Below are 26,589 nucleotides of genomic sequence, written 5' to 3'. Positions count from 1 at the left end.
TAATCATTGAATGACGCTGTTTGATGGCGTTAATTTTTTTTACCGCATTTTTTTATTGTACGCCCGTGTCACAAAAACTTTTTCGAAGAAACGCATTTATTTTTTGATTTAAATCAAATAGTCGATGCCGCCGACTTTTTACATATTAACCTCCCCATCCAAAAAAATATATAAGCAATTGATTTTATTGTTATTTTTTGGCCATCATAATTTGAACAAATAATAATAATCAAAAAAGAAAATTAGAAAATCCTGCCCCACCTCCTTTACATTACGCAAAGTCCAATAACAACAAAGCAGTCCCTTCTTTTTAAAAAACAGTTTTACTTTACCGGAGACATAAAGTGGATAAACTGACACAAAGGGTATTGGATAACCCTGAGTTCCAAAAAATGGCACACCAGAAAAGTGTGCTGGGATGGAGTTTTTCCATCCTCATGTTCAGCATCTATGTGGTTTACATCCTGTATATCGGGCTTAGCCCCGAATCTTTCGGGGTACCCGTAGGAACCAACAGTATCACCACCTGGGGCATCTATATTGGCCTTTTCGTGATTTTGTTTGCCATTGCGATTACCGGCATTTATGTGCATAAAGCCAATGGCGTTTTCGAAGAAACCACCCAACGTGTGATTCTTGCTGTCCAGGAGCAAACCCATGAATAAGCATTTACTGGCCCTACTTGCTGGCCTGTTCAGCACCTCGGCCTGGGCCGACGCCCTGACCGGTGAGGTTGAAAAACAACCCATGAACATTCCGGCCATTATCATGTTCTTCCTGTTTGTGGCCGCCACTTTGTACATTACGTACTGGGCCGCCCGCAAAAACACCACTGCCAGCGATTTCTACACGGCCGGCGGCGGTATTTCCGGCTTTAAAAACGGCCTGGCGATTGCGGGCGACTACATGTCCGCAGCTTCCTTCCTGGGCATTTCCGCCATGGTGTACACCACCGGCTACGATGGTCTTATTTATTCCACCGGTTTTCTGGTGGGCTGGCCTATTGTGCTCTTCCTGATTGCCGAGCGTTTACGCAATCTGGGCAAGTTCACCTTTGCCGATGTAGCCGCCTATCGCCTGAAGCAGACCCCGGTCCGTCTTTTTGCAGCCTCGGGTACCTTGCTGGTAGTCATGATTTACCTGATTGCACAGGTGGTGGGTGCCGGCAAGCTGATCCAACTGCTGTTTGGCATGAACTATATCTGGGCCGTGCTGATCGTGGGTGTGTTAATGGTCATGTACGTGCTGTTTGGCGGCATGCTGGCCACCACCTGGGTACAAATCATCAAGGCGGTCCTGCTGCTGTCGGGTGCTACTTTCATGGCATTCATGGTCTTGAAAATTGCCGACTTCAGCCCTGAAATCATGTTTAGAAAAGCCACCGAAGTCCATGAAAAAGGAACATCCATCATGAGCCCGGGCGGATTGGTGAAAAACCCGATTGATGCGCTTTCCCTGGGTGTGGCCTTAATGTTTGGTACTGCCGGCCTGCCTCATATCCTGATGCGTTTTTTCACAGTGAAAGATGCCAAGCAGGCGCGCAAATCCGTGTTTGTGGCCACCGGTTTTATTGGTTACTTCTATATCCTGACCTTCATTATCGGTTTTGGTGCCATCATGCTGCTCACCAAAAACCCGCAATTTTTTGAAACCACGGTCAAAGACGGGGTTGAAATCACCCAGATTATTGGTGGCACCAATATGGCCGCCGTGCATTTGTCCAATGCCGTGGGTGGCAACATTTTCCTGGGCTTTATTTCTGCGGTTGCTTTTGCCACCATTCTGGCGGTGGTTGCGGGCTTAACCCTGTCCGGGGCCTCTGCGGTCAGTCATGATCTGTACGCTTCAGTGATTATGAAAGGCAAGGCCCGTCCACACGATGAAATGCGCATTTCACGCTTAACCACATTGGTACTGGGTGTGCTGGCCATTATTTTGGGTATCGCTTTCGAGAACCAGAACGTGGCCTTTATGGTGGGCCTGGCCTTTGCGCTGGCTGCTTCGGCCAACTTCCCCATCCTGTTCCTGTCCATGTTCTGGAAAAACCTGACCACACGCGGTGCCGTGGTCGGTGGCTTCAGTGGCCTGATTGCCGCCACTGTCCTGATTGTGCTGGGACCAACGGTATGGGTGAGTGTGCTGCACAATGCTACGCCCATCTTCCCATATGGCAACCCTGCCCTGTTTACCATTCCCCTGACATTTATCGTGGCATGGCTGGTTTCCATTACCGACACATCTGAACGTGCCAAACTGGATAAGGCAGGCTTCCAGGCACAATATGTACGATCCATGACCGGAATTGGTGCATCGGGTGCCGCGCAACATTAAAATAAAATGACGACCGGATAGCTGACTGTCATCTATCCGGTCATTATTAAATTTTAACTAAAATACAAGGGACAAATCATGTCAGCAATTGAATCAGTATTGAAAGAAAGCCGGGTTTTTCAACCCAGTGATGATTTTGTAAATAACGCCAATATCAGCAGCGATGCCTACAATGCGCTGTGCAACAAGGCCAATGAAGATTACGAGGGCTTTTGGGCAGATGCCGCCATGGAAAACCTGACATGGAAAAAACCTTTCACCCAGGTACTCGATGAAAGCAATGCCCCCTTCTATAAATGGTTTGCCGATGGTGAACTGAATGCCTCCTATAACTGCATAGACCGCCATCTTATCGACAAAGCCAACAAAACCGCCATTATTTATGAAAAAGATGATGGCGACAGCGAACACATTACCTACCAGCAACTGCATGACCGCGTCTGTCAGTTTGCCAATGGCCTGAAAAGCCTGGGTGTGCGCAAAGGTGATCGCGTGGTCATTTACATGCCCATGACCGCTGAAGCCGTAATCGCCATGCAGGCCTGCGCCCGTATCGGTGCAATCCACTCAGTGGTTTTTGGTGGTTTTTCTTCGGGTGCCGTGCGGGATCGCATCAAAGACGCCGAAGCCAAGATCATTATTACCGCCAATGAAAGCGTGCGTGGTGGCAAGTTCACCCCGCTGAAATCAACCGTGGACGAAGCGCTATCGCATGGCGACTGCGACAGTGTTGAAAAAGTGATTGTGCTCAAACGTACCGATAGCGACACGCCCTGGAACGAATCACATGACATCTGGTGGCACGATGTCATCCAGGGCCAGGCCAGTCAGTGCGAACCCGAATGGATGAACGCTGAAGACCCCCTGTTCATTCTTTATACCTCGGGCAGTACCGGCAAACCCAAAGGGGTTCAGCACAGTACCGGTGGTTATCTGCTGGGGGGGATTTTATCCATGCGCTGGGTGTTTGATTACAAATCCAGTGACGTGTTCTGGTGCACGGCCGATGTAGGCTGGATTACCGGACACACATTCATCTGCTACGCACCGCTGGCCGTGGGCGCCACCCAGATCGTATTTGAAGGCGTACCCACTTACCCCGATGCGTCCCGCTTCTGGCAAATGATAGAAAAACACAAGGTCACCACTTTCTATACCGCACCTACCGCCATTCGCTCCCTGATCAAGCTGGGCCCCGATCTGCCCGGCAAATTCGACCTTTCTTCACTGCGCCTGCTCGGTTCCGTCGGTGAGCCTATCAACCCTGAAGCCTGGATGTGGTATTACGAAACCGTTGGCCAAGGCCGCTGCCCCATTGTGGATACCTGGTGGCAAACCGAAACCGGGGCGCATATGATTGCCCCCATTCCCGGTGCATTCCCCATCAAGCCCGGCTCATGCACGCTGCCATTGCCCGGCATTATGGCCGATATTGTTGATGAATCGGGTGCCTCGGTAGAACAGGGTAAAGGCGGCTCGCTGGTCATTAAACGACCTTTCCCGTCACTGCTGCGCACCATTTGGCGCGATGATGCCCGTTTCGCCTCAACCTATTTCCCCGATGAGTTGGGTGGCAAGATGTATCTGGCTGGCGACTCTGCCTATCGCGATGAACAGGGTTATATCTGGATCATGGGCCGTATTGACGACGTCCTGAACGTATCGGGACACCGCTTGGGTACCATGGAAATTGAGTCCGCCCTGGTGGCCAACCCCCTGGTGGCCGAGGCCGCTGTGGTCGGCAAGCCGCACGATGTCAAGGGTGAAGCTGTGGTGGCTTTTGTGGTACTGAAAGGCAATCGCCCTGAAGGTGATGAGGCACAAAAAGTGGCAGCCGAACTGAAAAGCTGGGTGGCTCATGAAATCGGCAAAATTGCCCAACCCGATGACATCCGCTTTGGTGAAAACCTGCCCAAAACCCGTTCAGGCAAAATCATGCGCCGTCTGCTAAGGACCCTGGCCAAGGGTGAAACCGTTACGCAGGATATTTCAACCCTGGAAAATCCACATGTAATGGAACAGCTAAGCGAAAGCGTTTAGGATAATCAATACCCGTTCCCGCGGCTCCGCGTGGTAACGGGTAAGATAAAGTCCGCTAAAACAACAACCCCCCACATAAGCCGGAAACATCCGGCCTATGTGGGGGGTTGGCATGCATCCCCACGCAGGAGCGCGGGAACGAGTAGCATCTCGATATTATTTCACTTCAATGTTACGCAGGCGGATATGCAGCTCACGCAATTGCTTCTCATCTACGGCAGAAGGAGCCTGGGTTAGCAGACATTGTGCACGCTGGGTTTTCGGGAAAGCAATCACGTCGCGGATAGAATCGGCACCGGCCATTAAAGTCACCAGGCGATCCAGACCGAAGGCCAGGCCACCATGCGGAGGGGCACCGTACTGCAACGCATCCAGCAGGAAGCCAAATTTTGCACGGGCTTCTTCAGCATTGATTTTCAGGGCACGGAATACCTTGCTCTGGATTTCTTCGCGGTGAATACGGACAGAGCCACCACCCACTTCCCAACCGTTCAGCACCAGGTCATAGGCTTTGGCATACGCCTTGGAGGGATCGGTCTCGAGGTAATCTTCATGACCATCTTTGGGGCTGGTAAAGGGGTGATGCGCTGCCACGTAACGGTCTTCTTCCTCATCGTATTCAAACATCGGGAAGTCAACAATCCACAAGGGTTTCCAGGTTTGTTCAAACAGACCGTGTTCTTTGGCAAAATCGCTGTGGCCCAGTTTGACACGCAGGGCACCAATCGCATCGTTAACCACTTTGGCCTTGTCGGCACCAAAGAACAGGATATCGCCATCCTGGGCACCGGTACGTTTGATAATTTCAGCCAGGGCCGCATCGTGAATGTTTTTCACGATGGGTGATTGCAGACCATCACGACCCTTGGCCACTTCATTGACCTTGATCCAGGCCAGGCCTTTGGCACCATAAATAGCCACGAATTGGGTGTAGTCGTCGATTTCCTTGCGTGACAGCGCAGCACCGTTGGGTACGCGCAGGGCAACCACCCGGCCACCGGCCAGGTTGGCTGCACCCGAGAACACTTTGAAATCAACGTCTTTCATGACATCGGTCAATTCAGTGAACTCAAGTTTCACGCGCATGTCGGGCTTGTCTGAACCAAAACGGCTCATGGCTTCGTCCCAGGACATGATCGGGAAGGTGGCATCAAGATCGACACCTTGTACAACCTTGAAGATATGACGCAGCATGCCTTCAAAAATTTCACGGATCTGCTCTTCGTTCAGGAACGAGGTTTCGCAGTCGATCTGGGTGAACTCTGGCTGACGGTCGGCGCGCAAGTCTTCGTCACGGAAGCATTTGGTAATTTGGTAATAACGGTCGAAGCCGGATACCATTAACATTTGCTTGAACAGCTGTGGAGACTGTGGCAGGGCAAAGAACTGACCATCATGAACACGGGAAGGCACCAGGTAATCACGTGCACCTTCAGGCGTGCTCTTGGTGAGCATGGGGGTTTCAATATCGATGAAACCCAGGTTGTCCAGGTATTTGCGCACTTCAATCGAAACGCGGTAACGCAACATGAGATTGCGCTGCATTTGCGGACGACGCAGGTCAAGCACACGATGGGTAAGGCGGGTGGTTTCAGACAGATTGTCGTCATCCAGCTGAAACGGCGGAGTGACCGAGGCGTTCAGGACTTCAACTTCACGACACAGGATCTCAACCTCGCCAGACTTCAGGTCGGGATTGATCGTACCTTCGGGACGGTGACGCACCAGACCGGTAACACGGATACAGTATTCATTACGAATGCTCTCGGCAATTTCAAATGCAGCGGCATTGTCGGGATCAAAAACGATTTGGGCAAGACCCTCACGATCACGCAGGTCGATAAAAATAACGCCACCATGATCGCGACGACGATGCACCCAACCAAATAATGTAACGGTTTGATCGAGGTGATCAAGACAAACCTGACCGGTATAGCAGGTACGCATAATTGAAATGCTCCGAAAAATCTGTAAACAATCGGCATCGCATTTGCGATGCCAGTGATATTCTGGTTAAAAATCAAGCCGGGGTGCTGCTTCCTGATGAAGAAGAGGTACTGCCTGCTGACGTGGACGATGAGCCGGAACCGGCTGAGGCACTGCCAGAAGCGTTACCACCACGGAAATCGGTCACATACCACCCCGTTCCTTTTAATTGAAAACCTGCTGCGGTAACCTGTTTGGCATAGGTTTCCTGATGGCACTCGGGACAAACGGTAAGGGGTTCATCAGACATTTTTTGCAGCACATCCTGCTCATGACCACAAGCGCTGCATTTATATGCATAAATTGGCACAGCTTAACTCACAAAAAAGAAACATGGCCAGGCTAAATACACCTTGCCCAATGTAAAATCCAATAAAACCGTTTATTTTAACGCGTTTTTACAAGCCTGTACTTCCTAGAATCTGTACCGGCAATAAAAACATGATGGCCGCCATCAGTGTTGGCAACAATGCCGAGACCAGCAGCCATTTGGGTGAAATCGCACCGTGCGGGAAGCAGCCGCGCAAAATGGAAAAACCGGCCGGGTTGGGCGCATTGGCAATCACGGTCAGGCCGCCCCCGGTTACCGCACCCGCCACCAGCATATAACGCCAGATTTCACTGGTGCCTTCCACCAGGGAACCCAGATAGGTCAGTGCTGCATTATCGGTGATAGCCGTTAAGGCCGTGGCCCCCCAATACAGCACGGTGGGTGACATGCCACCCAACAGGTCTTGCAGCCACCATTGCTGCAGCCCGCCCAGAATAACCAGACCGGCCAGGAAGAAGCCCACCATTAAACCTTCGCGAATCATGAGACGGTCTTGATGATGTTTATAAGCTTCGCAGTAACCAATGAAGAGCATCAGCAGACCCAGGAAAATGGCCACATGATGGGCAAACAAAACAATACCCACCAAAAACAGCAAATGCACCAGAATCACACCAAAGGGGACGGGAGGACGTGCTATTTCAGCGCCAGGCTCTTTGGGGGCATTAATACCGCGCCCCGTACCGACCGCACGGGACTTGATGTCCTTGCGACAAATCATGGTAATGATAAACGCATTGGCAATCACGGCCACCGCTGCCTTCCAGCCAAAATGGGTAGCCATATACAGGCTATCCCAGCCAAAGGTTTGCGCCACCATTAACACCGGTGGTGCGGCATAAGCGGTTAGCACACCACCAATCGAAACGTTCACGAACAGGACACCCAGCGCCAGGTACTTGAAGCGCACATTACCGCTGCGGGTAAAAAAGCCTTCTTTTAACATAAGGGCAGCCAGGGTCATGGCAGCGGGCTCGGTAATGAAAGAACCTGCCAATGGCACCAGCGACAAAGTAATGAAAAACGTGGCCACTTCGGTTTGCACTGGTGCCACCCTGGCGATGAACCGAACCGTATCACTCACCAATTGAAGGATCGGACGGCTGGCTGCCACCACCATAATGGCAAACACAAACAGGGGCTCGGTAAAGTTCCTGGTTTCCATATAGTCAACCGCCGGATCCAGGCCCGCGGCCAGTGCCATCACCACAATCAGTACGGCAGCCCAGACGCCAAACACGCCCTCCACTTCGGACAACAAATGCCACATGCCCGCATGAGGGCCATTACGATGAGCCAATTTTGCAAAGTAAGAAACCGAAAAAGTATGAATAATGGCGATTGCAAACAAAACGGTTGCAAGTATTTCTATATAGCCGGGCATATGAAATAAACCTGAAAACAAGGTGACCAATCAAACAGAAAAAAGGCGGCCAAAAAAGCTGCAATTGGGTGCCTGCTCTGTTACCAAAGGAAATGATTGTATATGAAACAAACGCTGTCAAACCACCCTGGCGCGGTTGCGCAACATACTTTTGCAATTTATTCGCCGACTGGCCGCAACCGCCCCGGTTTTGCCGCGAACCTTATAAACACGTTAAAATGCGGCTACTTTCACCTGAACCAATGCGCAAAATTAATGACTGTTAACACCCAACAACCCGATTTAAGCGATATTCACCATAACGACTGGGTCGAGCGGTACCTGCCCGCCTCCTGGGGGCCCTATGCCCGCATCTGCCGACTGGATCGCCCCATCGGCACCTGGCTTACCCTGCTGCCCTGCATCGCCGCCCTTATCCAGGCAGCCAACGGCCTGCCCGATGTCTGGCGCCTGTTTATTTTTTGCCTGGGTGCCCTGCTCATGCGCAGTGCGGGCTGCACCATTAATGATATTTGCGATCGCGATTTTGACAAACACGTGGCCCGCACCCGTTACCGTCCCTTAACCAGTGGCCAGATTACCCTTAAACAGGCTTATGTTTTCCTGTTCGCCCAACTGGCCCTGGCAGCCACCCTGCTGTTTTTTATTAACAGTTACAGTCGCTGGCTGGCCGTCTTGCTGGTACCCATTGTGTTTATTTATCCGCTTTGCAAAAGGTTTACCTATTGGCCCCAGGCCGTGTTGGGTGTTGCCTTCAACTGGGGCATGCTCATGGCCTGGTCAGACACACAAAATACCGTTCCCGCCGCAGCGATTGCCATGTGGCTGGGTGCCGTGATGTGGCAAATCGGCTATGACACGATTTATGCCTATGCCGACATGCAAGACGATATCAAACTCGGACTGCGCTCAACCGCCCTGAAATTTGGTGAAAAAGGCCTGATCTGGCTAAGCGGATTTTATGCGGCAACGGCCATCCTTTGGATCTGGGCCGGTCTTGCCATGGGTATGGGCTGGGGTTATGGCATCTTCATGGCCATTATTGTGCTGCACTTTTTCTGGCAACTGTACACCTTCGACATTAACCGCCGGGATAAAAGCTTTGCCCTGTTTCGTGCCAATATCTGGACCGGTATTTTCCTGATTGCCGGTGCCCTGCTGGGTAGCGTTACACCCCTATAAATATTTTACTTTCATTGGGTTAACCTTTTTTCATTAATGGTTAACCCTAATATTGCGCGGCCGTAAAAATCTATAACCTATGCTGTCATGAACAACCCATGACGGCAGAACAAAATGGCCAACAATAACACCACCCTGGGAATCAAGGTCGATTCCACCCTGAAAGAACGTTTGCAGCACAATGCCAGCAAACTCAACTGTACCCCTCACTGGCTCCACAAACAGGCCCTGCTGGCCTATCTGGACCAGATCGAACGGGGACACACACCCGAAGAGCTGGCCCATCTGGTGATCCAGTCCGGTGACAGCGACATTGGCATCCCTGACAATGACGCAGCTATTCCGCCATTTTACGAGTTTGGCCAGGATATCCAGCCCCAATCCGTCTTGCGCGCGGCCATTACCTCGGCCTATCGTCGCCCCGAAACCGAATGCCTGCCCCTGTTGCTGGAGCAGGCCCATATTGCCCAGCCCGAACAAACCCGGGAACTGGCCCTGTCTCTGGTGAAAGCCCTGAAAAACAAGCGTCCTTCAGGCGGTGTTGAGGGTCTGATCCAGGAGTTTGCCCTGTCCAGCCAGGAAGGTGTGGCCCTGATGTGCCTGGCCGAAGCCCTGTTACGCATCCCGGACAAGGCTACCCGAGACGCCCTGATTCGAGACAAATTAAGCCGTGGCGACTGGAAATCCCATATGGGCGGCTCTTCTTCGGTATTTGTCAATGCCGCCACCTGGGGCCTGATGCTGACGGGCAAGCTGGTGGCTGTCAATAGCGAACAACACCTTTCCTCGGCCCTTACCCGCTTGATCGGCAAGGGGGGTGAGCCCCTGATCCGCCAGGGCGTGAATATGGCCATGCGCATGATGGGCGAACAGTTTGTTTCAGGGCAAACCATTTCCGCCGCCCTGGCCAACAGCCGCAAATTCGAGGCTCGCGGTTTCCGTTACAGCTATGACATGCTGGGCGAAGCGGCTACCACCATGGCCGATGCCCAAAGCTATTATGACGCGTATGAACAGGCTATTCACGCCATCGGCAAGGCCTCACAGGGCAGGGGTATTTACGAAGGACCCGGCATTTCCATCAAACTGTCCGCCCTGCATCCGCGTTATTCCCGTGCCCAGCGCGAACGGGTCATGAATGAACTGCTGCCACGCCTTGAATCACTGACTAAACTGGCCAAGTCCTATGACATTGGCCTGAATATTGATGCCGAGGAAGCCGACCGCCTGGAGCTTTCGCTGGACCTGCTGGAAGCCCTTTGCCACAACAGCGAATTTGACGGCTGGAACGGTATCGGCTTTGTGATCCAGGCTTACCAGAAGCGGGCACCCTATGTGATTGATTATGTGATTGACCTGGGTCGGCGCACCCATCACCGTCTGATGATCCGCCTGGTCAAAGGCGCTTACTGGGACAGCGAAATCAAACGCGCCCAGGTCGATGGCCTGGAAGGCTACCCGGTGTATACCCGCAAGTCTTATACCGATGTGGCCTATCTGGCCTGCGCCCGTAAACTGCTGGACGCCCCCGACGCCGTCTTCCCGCAATTTGCCACCCATAATGCCCAAACCCTGTCCGCCATTTATCACCTGGCCGGCCAAAACTATTACCCCGGCCAGTACGAATTCCAATGCCTGCACGGCATGGGAGAACCGCTTTATGAAGAAGTGGTTGGGCCCAAAAAGCTGAACCGTCCCTGCCGCGTCTATGCCCCCGTTGGCACCCACGAAACCCTGCTGGCCTATCTGGTACGTCGCTTGCTGGAAAACGGTGCCAACACGTCTTTTGTGAACCAGATTGCCGACGACAGCATTGACATCAATGCACTGGTGGAAAACCCGCTGGAAACCGTTGCCCGCATCACACCACTGGGTGCCCCGCATGAAAAAATCCCCCTGCCTCTGGAGATTTATCACTCCAGCAAACCCGGCCTTGACAGCAAACGCCAGAATTCAGCAGGCATTGATTTAAGCAACGAACACCGCCTTGGCTCCCTGTCTGCCGCCTTGCTGAACAGCGCCACCCAGGCCTGGCGGGCAGCCCCCACCCTTCTGCCTGAAGCAGCCTGGAACGACGAGCGCGCCATTGCCTGCCTGAATCCTGCCGATCATCGCGATGAAGTGGGCAAGGTGATCGAGGCCAGCGAGGATGAGGTCCGACAGGCTGTCGAGGCATCGGTGAATATGGCGCCCATCTGGCAGGCCACTCCCATCAAGGAACGTGCCCACTGCCTGCGCACTGCTGCCCAGCTCATGGAAAACAATATGCAGGTGCTGTTAGGCCTGATTATCCGGGAAGCGGGCAAATCCCTGCCCAACGCGATTGCCGAAGTACGCGAAGCGGTGGACTTCCTGCGTTATTACGCCGAGCAAATTGAGCATCACTTCAAGGAAGACGTCCATCTTCCGTTGGGGCCGGTGGTTTGCATCAGCCCCTGGAACTTCCCGCTGGCCATTTTCACCGGCCAGGTCAGTGCCGCCCTGGCCGCCGGCAATACGGTCCTGGCCAAACCCGCCGAGCAAACTCCCCTGATTGCCGCCCAGGCAGTGGCCATTTTACATGCTGCCGGTATTCCACGCGAAGCCGTGCAACTTGTACCCGGTCAGGGTGAAACCGTGGGCGACCAGCTGGTCTCTCATGAAGCCATCCGTGGCGTGATGTTTACCGGTTCTACCGAAGTGGCCCACATTCTGGCTGGCAAACTCTCGGGCCGACTTGATCCACACGGCCACGCGATTCCCCTGATTGCCGAAACCGGTGGCCAGAACGCCCTTATTGTTGACTCTTCAGCCCTGTCCGAACAGGTAGTCTTTGATGTGCTGAATTCGGCCTTTGATTCGGCCGGACAACGTTGTTCGGCCCTGCGGATCCTGTGCCTGCAGGAAGATGCCGCCGACCATATCCTGACTATGCTCAAGGGAGCCATGAAAGAACTCTCGGTCAGCCGGCCCGACCTGCTGTCTGCCGATGTGGGGCCCGTGATTGACCAGGAGGCCAAAGCGGTTATTGAGCGCCATATTGAAAAAATGCGTCAGGCCGGCCACCGGGTTGAGCAAATTTCCATGGACAAAAACACCGAGTTTGGCACTTTCGTGGCGCCTGCCCTGATTGAAATCGATGATATTGCCGAGCTGGAACGTGAGGTGTTTGGACCTGTCCTGCACGTGGTTCGTTACCAGCGGCAGAGTCTGGATACCCTGGTCAATGCGATCAACCAGACCGGTTATGGCCTGACCTTTGGCATTCATTCCCGGATTGATGAAACCATTACCTACCTGTCCAACCGCATTCATGCCGGCAACATTTACGTCAACCGCAATATTGTCGGTGCGGTGGTGGGCGTACAGCCCTTTGGTGGCCAGGGTCTGTCGGGCACCGGCCCCAAAGCGGGCGGCCCCCTGTATTTACTCCGCCTGCTGTCCCAGGGCAACGACCAGCTGCCCGCTCCCTTCAATCCGGGCCAACCCGAAAGCCTGACGCTATCACTGCCTGGCCCCACCGGAGAAACAAATGTGTACCGCCTGGTACCCCGTGGTACGGTGCTGGCATTTGCACAAAGTGAGCAGGGCTTCACTACCCAGCTGCACCAGATTGGCACCACTGGCAACCAGGCCCTGTTTATTGACTCCCCCGATACCCGTCAATGGCTGGACAAAACAGAGGCAAGCCTGCGTGAACAGGTCAGCCTGATTAATGATAAGCAGCTGGACGAGGTCGCCTTTGATGCCGTTTTGTTTGAAGGAGACAGCGACGACTTGCGCAGCCTGAACCTGCGTCTGAGCCAACGCAAGGGGCCAATCATGATTGCCTATGGATTAAGCCCGGAAGAAATCATGCAAGGTAAACAATATCCCTGGCTGGGCCTGTTCCATGAACAAAGCATCAGTACCAATACCGCTGCCGCAGGCGGCAATGCCAGTCTGATGACCATTGGATAATACGCAAACAAAAAGGCCCCGCTGAAATTGGATGAGTTTCCGTTTCAGCCGGGCCTTTTACTGCTGGCGGTTTTCAATATCCCGCAGGGCCTGCTCAACCAGCTCTGTGCCAATGCGTTCTTTCCATTTGTCAAAAACGGGTCGGGTTGCCCTGACGAAGGCCTGATGCTGTTCGGATGTCAGACGGGTGATTTCCACCCCATGAGCGGCAATTTCCTTTAACAAGGAATCATCGTCCGGAGTCATTCCTTTACGGGCAAGTGCCACCTCCTGCCGGGCAGCCTCTTGCGCGCCCTGCCGGACAATTTCCCTGTCCTGTTCAGTCCAGCTGTTCCAGACATTTTTATTCACTGCAAACACCAGGGGATCATTCACATAATTCCACAATGTCAGGTATTTCTGGCCCACATCATAGAGTTTGGAGCCCAGGTAAATGGACAGGGGATTTTCCTGGCCATCGACCTCGCCACTGGCCAGCGCAGGTTGCGTCTGGGCCCAGCTCATAGGCATCGGACTGGCACCCAAGGCAGTAAATATATCCATATACAACGGTGAGCCCACCACACGCAGCTTCAAGCCTTGCATGTCTTCAGGCGATTGAATGGCTTGCCTGGCATTACTGATTTGACGAAAACCGTTTTCACCCCAGGCCAACGGCACCACGCCCGCCTTGTCAATCAGTGCGAACAGCTGCTTTCCCACCTCACCCTGCACCAGCGCATCCAGCGCCGCATCATCGGGCATCAGAAATGGCAGGGAAAAAATATTCAGCTGACGGACTTGCGATGACCAGTTAATGGTTGAACCCACAGCCATATCAATCACCCCCTGGCGAATGGCGGTGAACTCACGGGTTTGCTCACCCTGAACCAGCGAAGCCCCTTTATGGATTTTGATATTGATCCGGCCTTCGGTTCTTTCCCGGACCAGATCGGACCAGGTTTGCGCTCCCTGTTCCCATGGAGATTTCGCACTCACGACAATAGACAGTTTGTATTCCGGTTTATAATTGTTGGCTTGGACACTCGTAGCAAACAAACCGGTCGTGGCCGCAAAAAACAATGAACATACCTTTATCAGGGCACTGAGTTTCATTCTGGATTCCTTGAATTGATATTTAAATTTAAAACCCGAGAGTCTGGATATCTTGACAAACACATGACCGAATCCAAAAAAGCACCCCGACACTGCGCGACCCCTTCAAGAAGAATAAAACAAATCAGGGCATTCTATCCGAGCGGGCACCGTATGTAACTACGTATTTTCACTACACAAATAAACAACGGCACCGATAGCCCGATCAAACCGTCATCCGGAAAATTAAAGCAATACATTCAAAGGGTTAACCCGTACCAACAACACCACAAAACAATTATTTCATTTCTAGACTAAATTATTGATTTTTATCGGGTTAACTACCCCTAACAATGGTTAACCCCAATATATTTACAAAATAAAAATCGGTAATCTAGCAGGCATTTTCAAAAACAGGACAAGGAAAAACATGGGCAATTTAAACCCTATGATTATTACTTTCGCCATTTACCTTATCGTCGTTATTGCAATAGGGTTCATCGCGTATTTTTCCACACGGAATTTTGACGATTACATTCTGGGTGGCCGCAGTCTGGGCAGTTTCGTAACCGCCCTGTCAGCCGGTGCCTCGGACATGTCAGGCTGGCTGTTAATGGGTCTGCCTGGCGCCATTTACTTAAGTGGTTTAACCGAATCCTGGATTGCCATCGGACTGACTGTGGGTGCCTACCTGAACTGGCTACTCATTGCCGGGCGTTTGCGTGTTCATACCGAATACAATAACAACGCCCTGACCCTGCCCGACTATTTCCACAACCGCTTTGGTGCCGAAAGCCGCCTTATCAAACTTGTGGCCGCCGCCATCATTCTTTTCTTTTTCACCATTTACTGTGCGTCCGGTATTGTGGCGGGTGCCCGCCTGTTTGAAAGCCTGTTCCATGTCGAATACAGCACGGCCCTTTGGCTGGGTGCGGGCGCCACTATTATCTATACCTTTATTGGCGGTTTCCTGGCGGTTAGCTGGACGGATACCATCCAGGCCAGTTTAATGATTTTTGCGCTTATCCTTACCCCCATCATGGTCTTGATTGGCCTGGGCGACTGGCAACAAACCATGGCATCCATCCAGGCTGCCGCCACCACTGCAGGCATGGAATACTCCAGCCTGTTTGCCGGCACCACGTTCCTGGGTATTGTCAGTACCGCAGCATGGGGCCTGGGTTATTTTGGCCAACCTCATATTCTGGCCCGCTTCATGGCAGCTGAAAGCGTTGGCGCCATGAAAAACGCCCGTCGCATTGGCATGACCTGGATGATCCTGTGTCTGGCCGGTGCCGTGGCGGTTGGCTATTTCGGTATTGCCTACTTCCAGGAACATCCGGAACTGGCTGGCCCCGTCACTCAAAACCATGAGCGTATTTTCATTGAACTGGCCACCATCCTGTTCAACCCCTGGATTGCCGGCATCATCCTGTCCGCCATTCTGGCCGCCGTAATGAGCACCTTAAGCTGCCAGTTGCTGGTTTGCTCCAGCGCCATTACCGAAGACTTCTACAAAGGCTTCCTGCGTCCGTACGCCTCACAAAAAGAACTGGTCTGGATTGGCCGTTTCATGGTTCTGCTCATTGCCTTGATTGCCATCTGGCTGGCCAGCAACCCCAACAGTCTGGTGCTGGGTCTGGTGGCGTATGCCTGGGCCGGTTTTGGTGCCGCTTTTGGTCCTGTTATCATCCTGTCGGTGTTCTGGAAACGCATGACCGGCAAAGGCGCCCTGGCTGGCATGATTGTAGGGGCCATTGTCGTGGTGCTCTGGAAAAACTCGGGCATTAACCTGTACGAAATCGTACCCGGCTTTATTGCCTGCTTTGTGACTATCATTCTGGTTTCCCTGTTTGGTGGTGAGCCACCCAAAGAAGTAGTCAAGAAGTTTGAAGAGGCCGATAAAGCTTACAGGACTGAAGTTTAAACCACTCCGTCAGTATTTATTTCAATGCCCGTTGCACCCGCTGCCTCAGTTCTGGCAACACTTCTTCTTCAAACCAGGGGTTGCGCTGCTGCCAGATGCGGTTGCGGGGTGAGGGGTGCGGCAGTGGCAAATACTGCGGCAGGTATTCTTTGTAATGCTGCACGGTTTCAGTCAGGGTTTTATACGCCCTGTCTTTCAGATAATAGCCCTGGGCGTAGCGGCCAATTAAAACCGTCAAGATAATATGGGGCATTTTTTCCAGCAGTTTTGCGTGCCATAACGGTGCGCATTCGGGGCGCGGCGGCAGGTCGCCCGATTTGCCCGCACCCGGATAACAAAACCCCATGGGCACAATGGCCACCAGGTCCGGATTGTAAAACTGTTCTTTATCAAGACCCAGCCAGTTGCGCAGGTTATCGCCACTGGGATCATTCCAGGCAATCCCGGTTTCATGCACTTTGCGACCCGGCGCCTGCCCGATTAACAGAATACGGCTTTGGGAAGAAGCCGCCAGAACCGGTTTTGCGCCAAGCGGCAAATGGGGCTCACAAACCTTGCAGGCCCGCACCTTTTCCAGCAACCGCACCATTGATGTTGAAACCATAAGTGCTCCTTATGTGTACCGGATTGCACGAAAAGCCTCGCCGTTCAGGGCGGGGATGTATAGCGCGGACGGCAGTACCGTCCTTTGAATACTTAATGATTTATACGCCCAGATAGCGTGCCCAAAGGCTGCGATCGTTGGCCAGGCTGGCAGACGAGCCCTCCCATACCACACGGCCACGCTCAAGAATAATATGCCGGTCGGCCAGGCCCAGCAGTTTTTCCAAGTATTTGTCAACTATAAGCGTAGTTTGACCTTCTTGGCGCAATTTGGCAAGACAGGCCCAGATTTCATCCCGGATAACCGGTGCCAGCCCTTCAGTGGCCTCATCCAGGATCAGCAGGCGCGGATTGGTGGACAGGGCCCGGCCAATGGCCAGCATTTGCTGCTCGCCGCCCGAAAGCTGGTTGCCCATATGCGAAGCACGCTCTTTAAGCCGGGGGAAAAGCGCATAGATACGATCAATGTCCCAGCCATCGGCCCGCCCGTTACGCCGGTCGGCAAAAGCCAGCAAATGCTCGCGCACGGTCAGGTTGGGAAAACACAACCGCCCTTCGGGCACAATGGCCATCCCCAAACGGGCAATGGCATCCGCCTTCAGGGACTGCACCGGCCGGCCATTAAAATGAATCTGGCCCGACTTGCTGCGCAAATCACCCATAATGGATTTAATGGTGGTGCTTTTGCCCATGCCATTGCGTCCCAGCAACGTAACGGTTTCACCGGCATGAATCGTAAAGCCCACATCAAACAGGACCTGGCTGGCACCATAACCGGCATTCAGGTTTTGACAGCTTAGCAAAGGGGTAACGTTCATGCCTGCTCTCCGGTGCCCAGATAAACCGCCTGTACTTGCGGGTGCCCCTGGATATGCGTGGCATCGCCCGAGGTCAGGACACGACCGTATACCAGAACGGATATCCGGTCTGCCAGCTGAAAAACCGCATCCATATCGTGTTCAATAAGCAAAATGGCACATTCCTGCCGCAAGCGGCGAATCAATTCAATCATTTGCAAAGAATCTTCGGGCCCCATACCGGCCATGGGCTCATCCAGCAACAACAGTTTGGGCCGTGAAGCCAGCGCCAGCGCGACGTCCAGTTTACGTTGCACACCATGCGGCAGGGTACCGGCCAGATGGCTCAGGCAATCGCCCAAGCCGGTTTTTTCCGCCAGGCCCAAGGCTCGCTGTTGCAACACCGCTTCATGATTGCGCTGACCAAAAAAACGGAAACTGGAGCCTTCATGCGCCTGGGCCGCCAGCATTAAATTGGCCCAAACGGTTTGATCGGGAAATATACTGGTTACCTGAAAGCAGCGCGACAAACCATAACGCACCCGCTGGTTCATTGACTTACCCACCAGCTCAACCCCATCCAGGGTGATCGTGCCTTCATCGGGCGCAAACAATCCGGATACCAGGTTTACCAAGGTGGATTTACCGGCCCCGTTCGGACCGATCAAGGCATGGATCTCACCCGCTTTCACGTCCAGATCAACATGATCGGTTGCCAACAGGCCACCAAAGCGCTTGACCAGGCCTTGCACGTTCAGCAGACTCATTTGATGACCCTTTTACGACTGCCACCCGCAAGCCCTGCCGGCAACAGAAAAACCGACAACAGCAAGATCAGGCCCATGGGCCAGTGCCAGTAATCGGTATACAACTTGAGTACTTCAGCCAGGGTCAGCCATACCGCCACCCCAAGAGCCGGACCCCAGCGATGTCCCATGCCACCTAAAATCACCATCACCAGCAAGCCGGCCGATTCGCCAAACGACATCATGGACGGACTGACAAAATTATTATTGACGGCCAGCATGGCACCGGCAAGTCCGGCAAAAGCACCCGCCACCACAAAGGCCAGCAAACGAATGGCATACACCGGATAGCCCATGGCACCCATGCGCACTTCATTATCGCGAATACCCTGCAAGGCAAGACCAAAGCGTGAACCCGCCACCCGACTACCCATGGCAAACACCAATGCAGCCACGCACAAAACAACCCAATACAGGGCATGGGGAATGTCATCAAGCCAGCTGCCCAGAGAAAGCGGGACATAAATGCCATAACCGTCCTCCCCACCGTAACGGTTGAACGAGACCGCCAGGTAATACAGCATTTGTGCAAACGCCAGCGTGATCATGATGAAATACATGCCACGGGTACGAATACTGATGCTGCCAATCAGCAGGGCAAATAACCCCGACACGCCCATGGCCAGCACCCAGGCCAGCCATATGGAGTCTTGCCCGCTATCGAACAAAGCCACCAGTGTATAGGCACCAATACCCAGAAAGCCGGCATGCCCCAGCGCGACCATACCCCCATAGCCAACCAGAAAGTTCAAGCTGCTGACGGCAATACTGTAAATCATGAGCCTTTGCACAAAACCCACGTAGTATTCCAGCCCCAGCAAGGGTGCCACCAGCGGAAAAGCGGCCAGCAACAACAGTACCAGCCAGGGCGCCAATAAAGACAGCCCGCCTTCCTGCCGTGCGCGCAATGGAAGCGGTACCACAGGTAAGGTGGTGGAATGGTTGTTTTGCATGACTCAGCCTCTTGCCGGAAAAAGACCGGACGGCTTGAGCGCCAGTACGGTAGCCATCAGGATATACATGGCAATGCTGGCCAGCCCCGAAGCCAGGTCGGCTGCCAGGTCGGGGGAGAGCATGACATGCAGTAACAGTGGCAGGAAGGCCCTCCCGGCGGTATCGATAAGACCCACCAACAAAGCTGCCACAAAGGCGCCCCTGACAGAACCGATGCCGCCAATCACAATCACCACCAGCGCCGGAATCAGGATGGCATCACCCATGCCGATTTGCACTGAACTAATGGGCCCCATCAAGGCACCGGCCAGCGCGGCCAGCCCGGCCCCCAGTATGAAAACAAAAGAAAACACGCGGTCCACGCGAACCCCCATGAACTCGGCCATACGCCGATTGGAAGCCCCTGCCCGCACAATCATGCCAAGACGGGTATGATTCACCAGCAAATACAAGCCCAGCGCCACCAGCAAACCGGCCACAATAAGCATGAGCCGGTAAGACGGATAAGGCAGCACACCAAACAGCGTGACCGGCCCCGACAACCCGGCTGGCGTGGGTGCCATAATGGGCGACGGTCCCCAAATGGCCCGTACCGCGTCATCAGCCATCATGATCAGGCCAATCGTGGCCAGCACCTGGGAAAGATGGTCGCGCCGGTAAAGCTGCCGCATGACCAGCACTTCCAGCAACAAAGCCAGGATTTTTGTGGCCGCAACCGCCACCACAATGGCCAACAGGAAACTGCCGCTGGCCTCGTGCACCCGCGCGGCCAGATAGGCACCCGCCATGTACAGCGAGCCATGCGCCAGATTCAGCGTGTCCATGATGCCAAACACCAGGGTCAGGCCGGCAGCCAGCAAAAACAGCATCAGGCCGTAGCCGATCCCGTTAAGCAATTGCTCAAATACAAAAATCACATCCATCAATACTTCCGCTTGATCGCTGAATGCCGCTTACATCTTGCATTCAGCCACATAGGCATCCTGATGGTCTGGCAAAATGGTTTTCACCAGAATATTGGTTAATTCACCGTTGGCATCTTTACCAATTTTGCGAACATAGTAATTCTGGATCGGGTAATTGTTAACCCCGTATTTGAAATCACCGCGCACGGAGTTGAAATTGGCATTTTTAAGGGCCGCCACCAGTGCATCACGGTCCTGGACATTACCGTTGACATCACGTACCGCCGCATCCATGGCCATCACGACATCATAAGACTGGGCCGCATACACGGTGGGATAGCGCTTGTACTTGTCGCGGAAAGCCTGTACAAATGCCTTGTTGGCCGGATTATCCAGGTCATGCGCCCAGTGTGCCGTGTTTTGCAGGTTTTCCACTGCATCACCCACCGCGGCAATCACGTCCTGGTCAGCCGAAAAGCCCGGTGCCAGCAGCGGAATGTCTTTCAAACCCGCCCCCACAAACTGCTTGACGAAATTGATGCCCATGGCCCCCGGCAGGAACAGGTAGACCGCGTCCGGCTTTTCTGAACGGATACGGGCAATTTCGGCCGCGTAATCAATTTGGCCCACCTTGGTATAAATTTCTTCTTTTATGTCACCTTTATAGGTGCGCTTGAAGCCCCCCAGATGATCTTTGCCAGCCGGATAATTGGGCGCAATAATGACGGCGTTTTTATAACCGGCCTCGTTAGCCAGCACACCGGCCGCTTCATCATAAGTGTCGTTTTGGTAAACACCAAAAAAATACGGGTTACATTGTTTACCAGCGAACTGGCTGGGACCGGGGTTACTGGACAGGAAAGGCACCTTGGCGGCAAACAGGGCCGGGCCAACGGCCAGGGCGGCATTGGAAGCCACCGGGCCGGTAAAGAAATCAATCTTGTCTTTCTGGATGAAACGGTTAACCAGCTGGTTGGCCTGCTGGGGGTTACCGGCAAAGTCGGTTTGCAGGAACTGGGCATCCACCCCACCCAGTTTACCGCCCAGTTGCTCAATGGCCAACTCAAGACCATCACGGGTTTCAACCCCAATGGCGGCAAAAGGGCCCGAGATATCCAGCGCCACCCCTACCTTGATGGGCTCGGCTGCCTGTGATGATGACAAAGCGCCCAATGACAGTGCCAGGCAAAGCGTGGTTTTTTTCAATTGAAACATGCGGTCTCCTTTTTTATGCTCTCAAAATGCTTGCTCTCCTGCCAAACCGTCTATTCACAGGCCAATTCACCAGGGCAACCAGAATGTTACCCCATAAAACACCGTGTTTTTATGCCAAATCCACCATACAAGACAAATCTGCCCGAGCTGTTTCCTGCATACAACGGCAAAGCAGTTTAAAATCCCCCATTGTGCCCAAAACCCCGGGCCAGTCACACGTACGGAAATAGCCATGTGGACCAATCTGATCAATAACCCGCCGCTTGCCACGTTAGTGGCTGCCCTGCTCGCACTGGCCGCCTGTTTCTGGCTAAGCCGGGCCGCTTATGTTTTGCCCCGCACCATTGACCCGGACATTCCCCTGCAAGTGCCTGCCTGGCATTTCCGGATTCGCAAACTATTCATGGCACTTGGTCCGCTTATTGCCGCGCTATTTTGCTGGTTTTTTGGCAGCAGTGTCGCGGCACTGGCCAGCATCGGCTTTATGCTGGTGTTGCTCAGCCTGGCCTGGATTGATGCCGAAACCAGCCTGTTGCCCGACCGCCTGACCCTTTCCCTGTTATGGGCCGGTTTACTGGTCAATCTGAATAATACGTTCGTGCCCCTTGAGCATGCCGTGCTGGGCGCCGCGATCGGTTATCTGTTTTTATGGCTGTTGTACCAAATATTTTTACGCCTTACCCAAAGCGAAGGCATGGGATTTGGTGACTTCAAACTGGTGGCGGCCCTGGGTGCCTGGTTAGGCTGGATGTCCCTGCCCATACTGCTGGTTTTTGCCACTGCCCTGTCATTGGTCGTGGTACTGGTGCAGCGCCTGCGGGGCAAACACAAAACCGGCAACCTGATCCGCTTCGGGCCTTATCTGGCCCTTGCCGGCATTATAGGGATGCTGGAGCGGTGGCTATAAAGAAGAAAGAAGGCAGATGGCCCACACAATGGCAGCGGTCCGCCCCTGTTGACAGCCACACAGCCCAATATCATTATTTTTACCCCCGACCGGGAACCGGCTGGATATGACGTGCTTCTTTACGCTTTTGCAACCACTCCATAAAGATTTTAAGGAACAGCGTCACCAGGGCCATCAGAGCCAGCACACTGGCTGCGGTAAAGGCGGCCGCCACCTTGTAATCATTATTTAACTGGTCTACCAGCAATGGCAGGGTCAGGGTCTGGTTCATAATGGTGCCGGAAACCACCGCTACCGCGCCATACTCCCCCACCGCACGGGCATTGCTTAAAACAGCGCCATACAGCAAACCCCACTTGATATTGGGCAAGGTAACCTTGGTAAAGATTTGCCAGCCATTGGCACCCAGGGTTAGGGCGGTAACCTCCTCATCCAGCCCCTGGGCCCTGATAAGCGGAATTAAAATACGGGCCACATAGGGTGAAGTCACAAATATAGTAACCAATACAATGGCAGGCCAGGCAAACACCACCTGGATATCATTGGCCGACAGCCATTGCCCCAGGGCGCTTTCACGGCCAAACAGGATCAGGTAACAGAAACCGGCCACCACGGGCGAAGTGGCATAAGGAATATTGACCAGGGCCTGCAAGAGCTTTTTCCCCTTGAACTCGTAATGGGTAATGCACCAGGCCAGCATAATGCCAAACACGATATTGACCGGCACCGCCACCACTGCTGCCAGCACGGTCAGACCAATCGCGTGCAACATGTAATCTTCAGTCAGATTGCTCCACATGGCGGCCAGGCCATCGCCCAGAGCCATCGTGAAAATCAGTGTCAGGGGTAACACCAGCAACACAATGGCAAGTACAACCCCCAAGCCAATCAGGAACCACTGTCCAAATGAATCCGGTTTCTGTCCACTCATCGTTATCTTCTATTTGTCTTCGTATTTGTCAAGGAAACGGCTTTGCCACCACTGCAATACAAACAGCAATAACAGGGATGCCACCAATACCACCGAGGCAATCGCTGCCGCTGCCGGATAATTGAATTCCTGCAGCCGCACAAACAGCATCAGGGAAGTCACTTCGGTTTCAAAAGGAATATTGCCGGCAATCATGATCACGGCACCGAATTCACCCAGACTGCGAATAAAAGCCTGTGAAGCACCCGCAATCAGGGCAGGACGCACCGCCGGAAACAGCACCCGCGAAAAGGTCTGCCATTTATCGGCCCCCAGCATCGAGGCGGCCTCTTCATATTCCCCTTTAAGGTCTTCCAGCACGGGTTGCACCGAACGCACGATAAACGGGATACTGGTAAAAATCATGGCCAGCACAATCCCCGGGAAAGCATAGGAAATCTTGATACCCACCGCGGCAAACCATTGCCCGATCCAGCCACTGGGCGCAAACAGGGCCGACAGGGTCAGCCCGGCAACAGCGGTTGGCAAGGCAAAAGGCAAATCCATTAAAGAATCAAGCAGCCGTTTGCCGGGAAACTCATAGCGGGTAATAATCCAGGCAAACAAAAAGCCGATCGCACACACGATGATGGTTGAATACAGGGCCCCCAGAATGGTGACCCGATAACTGCTTAGCACGCGCGGGTCGGTAATCGCCCCCCAATACTCAGCCCAACTCATCCCGCTTACGTACATAAGCAAGGTGGACAGGGGAACCAGAATAATCAGGCTGAGGTATAAAACGGAAAAACCGAAGGTCGGGCCAAAGCCCGGCAACAACGGTGTCCGTTTAAAAAATGAGAATGAGGTTGACATCAAAAGTACTTAATTAGCGGCGCTTGGATAACAAGCCGTCAAGTATACCGCCAGAAGCAAAATGATTTTGCTGGATTTCATTCCATGACCCCAACACCTCGGTTGGATTAATGGTGCGTACCGGAGCATACTGACCTTCTGTCGCCTTGACGACCTCAGGATCATTCACACGCAGGTTGAACGTAGTTAACAGCTCCTGGATATCCTTGCTGTACTGGAACTTCAGGTATTCTTCAGCCAGTTCGCGTGTACCGCGGCTGTCAGCCACTTTGTCCACAACAGCAACCGGAAACTCGGCCAATACAGAAACCGGTGGCACCACCACTTCAAAGCCTTTGTCTTTATACTCTTTGTCATTGGCGATATTAATCACTTCCGACTCAAAAGACAGCAATGCATCGCCCTGTTCGTTTTGTGCAAAAGCCACGGTTGCCGCCCGACCGCCAGTGGGGAAATTCACCACATTACCCAGCAGCTTGCCAACGAACTCCTTGATTTTCTCTTCATCGCCATTAAATTTTTCATTGGCGTACAACCAGGCACCCAGGTAAGAATAACGGGCATTACCGGAAGTTTTCGGGTTGGGGAACACCACTTTGACATCTTCACGCACCAGGTCATCCCAGTTTTTGATGTTTTTCGGGTTGCCCTTGCGCACCAGGAAAGCCGTCGTGCTGTAGTAAGGTGAACTGTTGTTGTCAAAGGATTTTTGCCAGTCTTCTTTAACCAGACCGTTTTTTTCCAGGAAGTTAATATCGGTCACCTGGTTGAAAGTAACCACGTCCGCTTTTTTACCCTGGACAATATCCTGGGCCTGGCGGGAAGTACCGGCAAACGATTGGTCAATCTTGACGTCCTCGCCTGTTTTGGCTTTCCAGTATTCAACAAACTTGGGGTTGATGGCGCCAAACAGCTCGCGGGCAACATCATAAGAGGCATTCAGGATGGTTTTTTCCTCGGCGTGTACCGCTGTTGCCGAAAAAGCGGATACGGTTGCCACTGCCAGAATAAGTTTCTTCAACATAGTCTATATCTCGTTCAAGTAAGGGTTGCAGGTACCTTTATTCTCTTTTACCCACAGTGTTTGCTTCATTGCCAACTGAAAGTTATTAGCGTAAGGTTGAAGCAAAGGATAACAAAGAGATATATACATAGGAACGACTAAATAATAATTTCAATATTACTTAAAATAATATGAAATCCATTTTCATTGCACATGAAAAAGCGGCCTTGCCACCGGTCATACTTGCCGGTGCAACGCCGCTTTTTCACTAAAACCCGCCTGCTTACCAGACGCTGATGGGTTTAATAATGAATCACGGTACGGATGGACTTGCCTTCGTGCATCAGGTCAAACGCCTCATTGATGCGTTCCAGCGGCAAGGTGTGAGTAATATACGGGTCCAGGTCCAGCTCACCGGCCATTGCCTGCTCCACCATGCCCGGCAACTGGGTACGCCCTTTCACGCCGCCAAAGGCACTGCCACGCCACACCCGGCCGGTAACCAGCTGGAACGGACGGGTACGGATTTCCTGGCCGGCCCCTGCCACACCAATAATCACGCTTTCTCCCCAGCCCTTATGGCAGCATTCCAGGGCTGAACGCATCACGTCCACATTGCCAATGCATTCAAAACTGAAATCCACGCCGCCATCGGTCATTTCAACAATGACGTCCTGGATGGGACGATCATGGTCTTTGGGATTGACGCAATCGGTCGCCCCCATGGCCTTGGCCAGAATGAATTTGTTGGGGTTGGTGTCAATCGCGATAATCCGGCCGGCCTTGGCCTGCACGGCACCCTGGATGACGGCCAGGCCGATGGCTCCCAGGCCAAACACGGCAATCGTATCACCTTCCTTGACCTTGGCCGTATTGTGAACCGCCCCGATACCGGTAGTGACACCACAGCCCAGCAAACAGACTTTTTCAAGCGGTGCCTCGGGATTGACCTTGGCCAGCGACACTTCGGCCACCACCGTGTACTCACTGAACGTGCTGGTACCCATATAATGGTAAATGGGTTGGCCGTTGTAGCTGAAACGGGTGGTACCGTCGGGCATCAGGCCCTTGCCCTGGGTTTCCCGAACCGCAGAGCACAGGTTGGTTTTACCCGATGTGCAAAATTTGCACTTGCCGCATTCTGCCGTATAAAGAGGAATCACATGGTCGCCCGGTTTGACGCTGGTCACGCCCTCACCCACTTCCACCACGACACCACCACCTTCATGACCCAGGACGGCCGGAAAAACGCCCTCGGGATCCACCCCTGAAAGCGTGTAGGCATCGGTATGACACAAGGCGGTATGGGTGATTTTGACCAGTACCTCGCCTTTACGGGGTGGTTCTACATCAATCTCAACGATTTGCAGGGGTTTGCCCGGCTCAAAAGCCACTGCGGCACGGGATTTCATAACTTTC

Annotated in this window: 21 protein-coding genes; 7 read left to right on the top strand and 14 right to left on the bottom strand. The window is 53.1% G+C overall.

Features of this window, described 5'->3' with window-relative positions; genetic code table 11:
- The first annotated feature begins 344 nt into the window (after positions 1–344).
- The 3 genes from KU392_RS02940 (at position 345) to acs (ending at position 4,371) form a co-directional block, all read left to right on the top strand.
- Complete coding sequence (locus tag KU392_RS02940; RefSeq protein ID WP_169293413.1) at positions 345–665, top strand: DUF485 domain-containing protein; 321 nt, start codon at positions 345–347, stop codon at positions 663–665.
- A complete protein-coding gene (locus tag KU392_RS02935; protein ID WP_217734518.1) occupies positions 658–2,331 on the top strand; it encodes a cation acetate symporter in 1,674 nt (557 codons plus the stop codon). The genes KU392_RS02940 and KU392_RS02935 overlap by 8 nt, the downstream gene beginning before the upstream one ends.
- Before the next feature lie 78 nt (positions 2,332–2,409).
- Positions 2,410–4,371, top strand: a complete 1,962-nt coding sequence (acs, locus tag KU392_RS02930) for an acetate--CoA ligase (protein WP_169293411.1) — start codon at positions 2,410–2,412, stop codon at positions 4,369–4,371.
- 156 nt (positions 4,372–4,527) lie between these two features.
- Here the strand turns inward: acs and aspS are convergent, their stop codons facing one another.
- The 3 genes from aspS to KU392_RS02915 all read right to left on the bottom strand — a co-directional run bounded on the left by aspS (position 4,528) and on the right by KU392_RS02915 (position 8,072).
- Complete coding sequence (gene aspS, locus KU392_RS02925; RefSeq protein WP_169293410.1) at positions 4,528–6,318, bottom strand: aspartate--tRNA ligase; 1,791 nt, start codon at positions 6,316–6,318, stop codon at positions 4,528–4,530.
- Positions 6,319–6,391: 73 nt separating this feature from the next.
- Positions 6,392–6,667: an FmdB family zinc ribbon protein gene (locus tag KU392_RS02920; RefSeq protein WP_217734517.1), complete on the bottom strand. Its 276-nt coding sequence runs from the start codon at positions 6,665–6,667 to the stop codon at positions 6,392–6,394.
- A gap of 88 nt (positions 6,668–6,755) precedes the next feature.
- The gene (locus KU392_RS02915) at positions 6,756–8,072 is read right to left on the bottom strand and encodes a putative Na+/H+ antiporter (protein ID WP_217734516.1); all 1,317 of its coding nucleotides are present in this window, start codon (positions 8,070–8,072) and stop codon (positions 6,756–6,758) included.
- Between the two features lie 255 nt (positions 8,073–8,327).
- Here KU392_RS02915 and ubiA point away from each other — a divergent pair, with 255 nt between their 5' ends.
- Both ubiA and putA read left to right on the top strand, forming a co-directional pair.
- On the top strand, positions 8,328–9,254 hold the full coding sequence (gene ubiA, locus KU392_RS02910; protein WP_169293407.1) for a 4-hydroxybenzoate octaprenyltransferase: 927 nt from the start codon (positions 8,328–8,330) through the stop codon (positions 9,252–9,254).
- Between the two features lie 114 nt (positions 9,255–9,368).
- Complete coding sequence (putA, locus tag KU392_RS02905; RefSeq protein WP_217734515.1) at positions 9,369–13,193, top strand: trifunctional transcriptional regulator/proline dehydrogenase/L-glutamate gamma-semialdehyde dehydrogenase; 3,825 nt, start codon at positions 9,369–9,371, stop codon at positions 13,191–13,193.
- Between the two features lie 57 nt (positions 13,194–13,250).
- On the opposite strand, the gene KU392_RS02900 is transcribed toward putA, so the two are convergent.
- Positions 13,251–14,270, bottom strand: a complete 1,020-nt coding sequence (locus tag KU392_RS02900; protein WP_425514645.1) for a DctP family TRAP transporter solute-binding subunit — start codon at positions 14,268–14,270, stop codon at positions 13,251–13,253.
- Positions 14,271–14,697: 427 nt separating this feature from the next.
- Between KU392_RS02900 and putP the strand changes: the two genes are divergently transcribed.
- Entirely contained in the window at positions 14,698–16,194 is a 1,497-nt protein-coding gene (gene putP / locus KU392_RS02895; RefSeq protein ID WP_217734513.1) for a sodium/proline symporter PutP, read from the top strand.
- Between the two features lie 16 nt (positions 16,195–16,210).
- Here the strand turns inward: putP and KU392_RS02890 are convergent, their stop codons facing one another.
- The 6 genes from KU392_RS02890 to KU392_RS02865 all read right to left on the bottom strand — a co-directional run bounded on the left by KU392_RS02890 (position 16,211) and on the right by KU392_RS02865 (position 21,474).
- Positions 16,211–16,798: a uracil-DNA glycosylase family protein gene (locus KU392_RS02890; RefSeq protein WP_217734512.1), complete on the bottom strand. Its 588-nt coding sequence runs from the start codon at positions 16,796–16,798 to the stop codon at positions 16,211–16,213.
- Positions 16,799–16,898: 100 nt separating this feature from the next.
- Complete coding sequence (locus tag KU392_RS02885) at positions 16,899–17,615, bottom strand: ABC transporter ATP-binding protein (protein WP_217734511.1); 717 nt, start codon at positions 17,613–17,615, stop codon at positions 16,899–16,901.
- Positions 17,612–18,361: an ABC transporter ATP-binding protein gene (locus KU392_RS02880; protein ID WP_217734510.1), complete on the bottom strand. Its 750-nt coding sequence runs from the start codon at positions 18,359–18,361 to the stop codon at positions 17,612–17,614. Before KU392_RS02880 ends, KU392_RS02885 begins: the two co-directional genes overlap by 4 nt.
- Positions 18,358–19,353 carry a branched-chain amino acid ABC transporter permease gene (locus KU392_RS02875; RefSeq protein WP_217734509.1) on the bottom strand — a complete coding sequence of 332 codons (996 nt, stop codon included), beginning with the start codon at positions 19,351–19,353 and terminating at the stop codon, positions 18,358–18,360. The genes KU392_RS02880 and KU392_RS02875 overlap by 4 nt, the downstream gene beginning before the upstream one ends.
- A gap of 3 nt (positions 19,354–19,356) precedes the next feature.
- Positions 19,357–20,277, bottom strand: coding sequence for a branched-chain amino acid ABC transporter permease (locus tag KU392_RS02870; protein WP_169293400.1), 921 nt, complete (start codon positions 20,275–20,277; stop codon positions 19,357–19,359).
- 30 nt (positions 20,278–20,307) lie between these two features.
- Positions 20,308–21,474, bottom strand: coding sequence for an ABC transporter substrate-binding protein (locus KU392_RS02865; RefSeq protein WP_217734508.1), 1,167 nt, complete (start codon positions 21,472–21,474; stop codon positions 20,308–20,310).
- A 232-nt stretch (positions 21,475–21,706) separates the two neighbouring features.
- Here KU392_RS02865 and KU392_RS02860 point away from each other — a divergent pair, with 232 nt between their 5' ends.
- Positions 21,707–22,381 carry a prepilin peptidase gene (locus tag KU392_RS02860; RefSeq protein WP_217734507.1) on the top strand — a complete coding sequence of 225 codons (675 nt, stop codon included), beginning with the start codon at positions 21,707–21,709 and terminating at the stop codon, positions 22,379–22,381.
- Between the two features lie 79 nt (positions 22,382–22,460).
- On the opposite strand, the gene cysW is transcribed toward KU392_RS02860, so the two are convergent.
- From cysW to KU392_RS02840, 4 genes are all read right to left on the bottom strand, one after another.
- Positions 22,461–23,312, bottom strand: coding sequence for a sulfate ABC transporter permease subunit CysW (gene cysW, locus KU392_RS02855; protein ID WP_217734506.1), 852 nt, complete (start codon positions 23,310–23,312; stop codon positions 22,461–22,463).
- Between the two features lie 9 nt (positions 23,313–23,321).
- Positions 23,322–24,167: a sulfate ABC transporter permease subunit CysT gene (gene cysT / locus KU392_RS02850; protein WP_217734505.1), complete on the bottom strand. Its 846-nt coding sequence runs from the start codon at positions 24,165–24,167 to the stop codon at positions 23,322–23,324.
- A 13-nt stretch (positions 24,168–24,180) separates the two neighbouring features.
- A complete protein-coding gene (cysP, locus tag KU392_RS02845; RefSeq protein ID WP_217734504.1) occupies positions 24,181–25,191 on the bottom strand; it encodes a thiosulfate ABC transporter substrate-binding protein CysP in 1,011 nt (336 codons plus the stop codon).
- 281 nt (positions 25,192–25,472) lie between these two features.
- Positions 25,473–26,582, bottom strand: coding sequence for an S-(hydroxymethyl)glutathione dehydrogenase/class III alcohol dehydrogenase (locus KU392_RS02840; RefSeq protein ID WP_217734503.1), 1,110 nt, complete (start codon positions 26,580–26,582; stop codon positions 25,473–25,475).
- Positions 26,583–26,589 lie beyond the last annotated feature (7 nt).

The sequence above is a fragment of the Advenella alkanexedens genome (assembly GCF_019132845.1).
In the GTDB taxonomy this organism is placed as follows: Bacteria; Pseudomonadota; Gammaproteobacteria; order Burkholderiales; family Burkholderiaceae_B; genus Advenella; species Advenella alkanexedens.
The sequence above is the reverse complement of the archived record's forward strand: the minus strand, read 5'-3'. Positions and strand labels throughout refer to the sequence as shown.

Excerpts from the sequence above, each read along its gene's own strand:
- KU392_RS02915 (WP_217734516.1), bottom strand. The coding sequence starts at position 8,072 with ATGCCCGGCTATATAGAAATACTTGCAACCGTTTTGTTTGCAATCGCC.
- KU392_RS02860 (WP_217734507.1), top strand. The coding sequence starts at position 21,707 with ATGTGGACCAATCTGATCAATAACCCGCCGCTTGCCACGTTAGTGGCT.
- acs (WP_169293411.1), top strand. The coding sequence starts at position 2,410 with ATGTCAGCAATTGAATCAGTATTGAAAGAAAGCCGGGTTTTTCAACCC.
- KU392_RS02875 (WP_217734509.1), bottom strand. The coding sequence starts at position 19,353 with ATGCAAAACAACCATTCCACCACCTTACCTGTGGTACCGCTTCCATTG.
- putA (WP_217734515.1), top strand. The coding sequence starts at position 9,369 with ATGGCCAACAATAACACCACCCTGGGAATCAAGGTCGATTCCACCCTG.
- cysP (WP_217734504.1), bottom strand. The coding sequence starts at position 25,191 with ATGTTGAAGAAACTTATTCTGGCAGTGGCAACCGTATCCGCTTTTTCG.
- ubiA (WP_169293407.1), top strand. The coding sequence starts at position 8,328 with ATGACTGTTAACACCCAACAACCCGATTTAAGCGATATTCACCATAAC.
- KU392_RS02865 (WP_217734508.1), bottom strand. The coding sequence starts at position 21,474 with ATGTTTCAATTGAAAAAAACCACGCTTTGCCTGGCACTGTCATTGGGC.
- KU392_RS02890 (WP_217734512.1), bottom strand. The coding sequence starts at position 16,798 with ATGGTTTCAACATCAATGGTGCGGTTGCTGGAAAAGGTGCGGGCCTGC.
- KU392_RS02840 (WP_217734503.1), bottom strand. The coding sequence starts at position 26,582 with ATGAAATCCCGTGCCGCAGTGGCTTTTGAGCCGGGCAAACCCCTGCAA.
- KU392_RS02870 (WP_169293400.1), bottom strand. The coding sequence starts at position 20,277 with ATGGATGTGATTTTTGTATTTGAGCAATTGCTTAACGGGATCGGCTAC.
- aspS (WP_169293410.1), bottom strand. The coding sequence starts at position 6,318 with ATGCGTACCTGCTATACCGGTCAGGTTTGTCTTGATCACCTCGATCAA.
- KU392_RS02880 (WP_217734510.1), bottom strand. The coding sequence starts at position 18,361 with ATGAGTCTGCTGAACGTGCAAGGCCTGGTCAAGCGCTTTGGTGGCCTG.
- KU392_RS02935 (WP_217734518.1), top strand. The coding sequence starts at position 658 with ATGAATAAGCATTTACTGGCCCTACTTGCTGGCCTGTTCAGCACCTCG.
- KU392_RS02885 (WP_217734511.1), bottom strand. The coding sequence starts at position 17,615 with ATGAACGTTACCCCTTTGCTAAGCTGTCAAAACCTGAATGCCGGTTAT.
- putP (WP_217734513.1), top strand. The coding sequence starts at position 14,698 with ATGGGCAATTTAAACCCTATGATTATTACTTTCGCCATTTACCTTATC.
- cysT (WP_217734505.1), bottom strand. The coding sequence starts at position 24,167 with ATGTCAACCTCATTCTCATTTTTTAAACGGACACCGTTGTTGCCGGGC.
- cysW (WP_217734506.1), bottom strand. The coding sequence starts at position 23,312 with ATGAGTGGACAGAAACCGGATTCATTTGGACAGTGGTTCCTGATTGGC.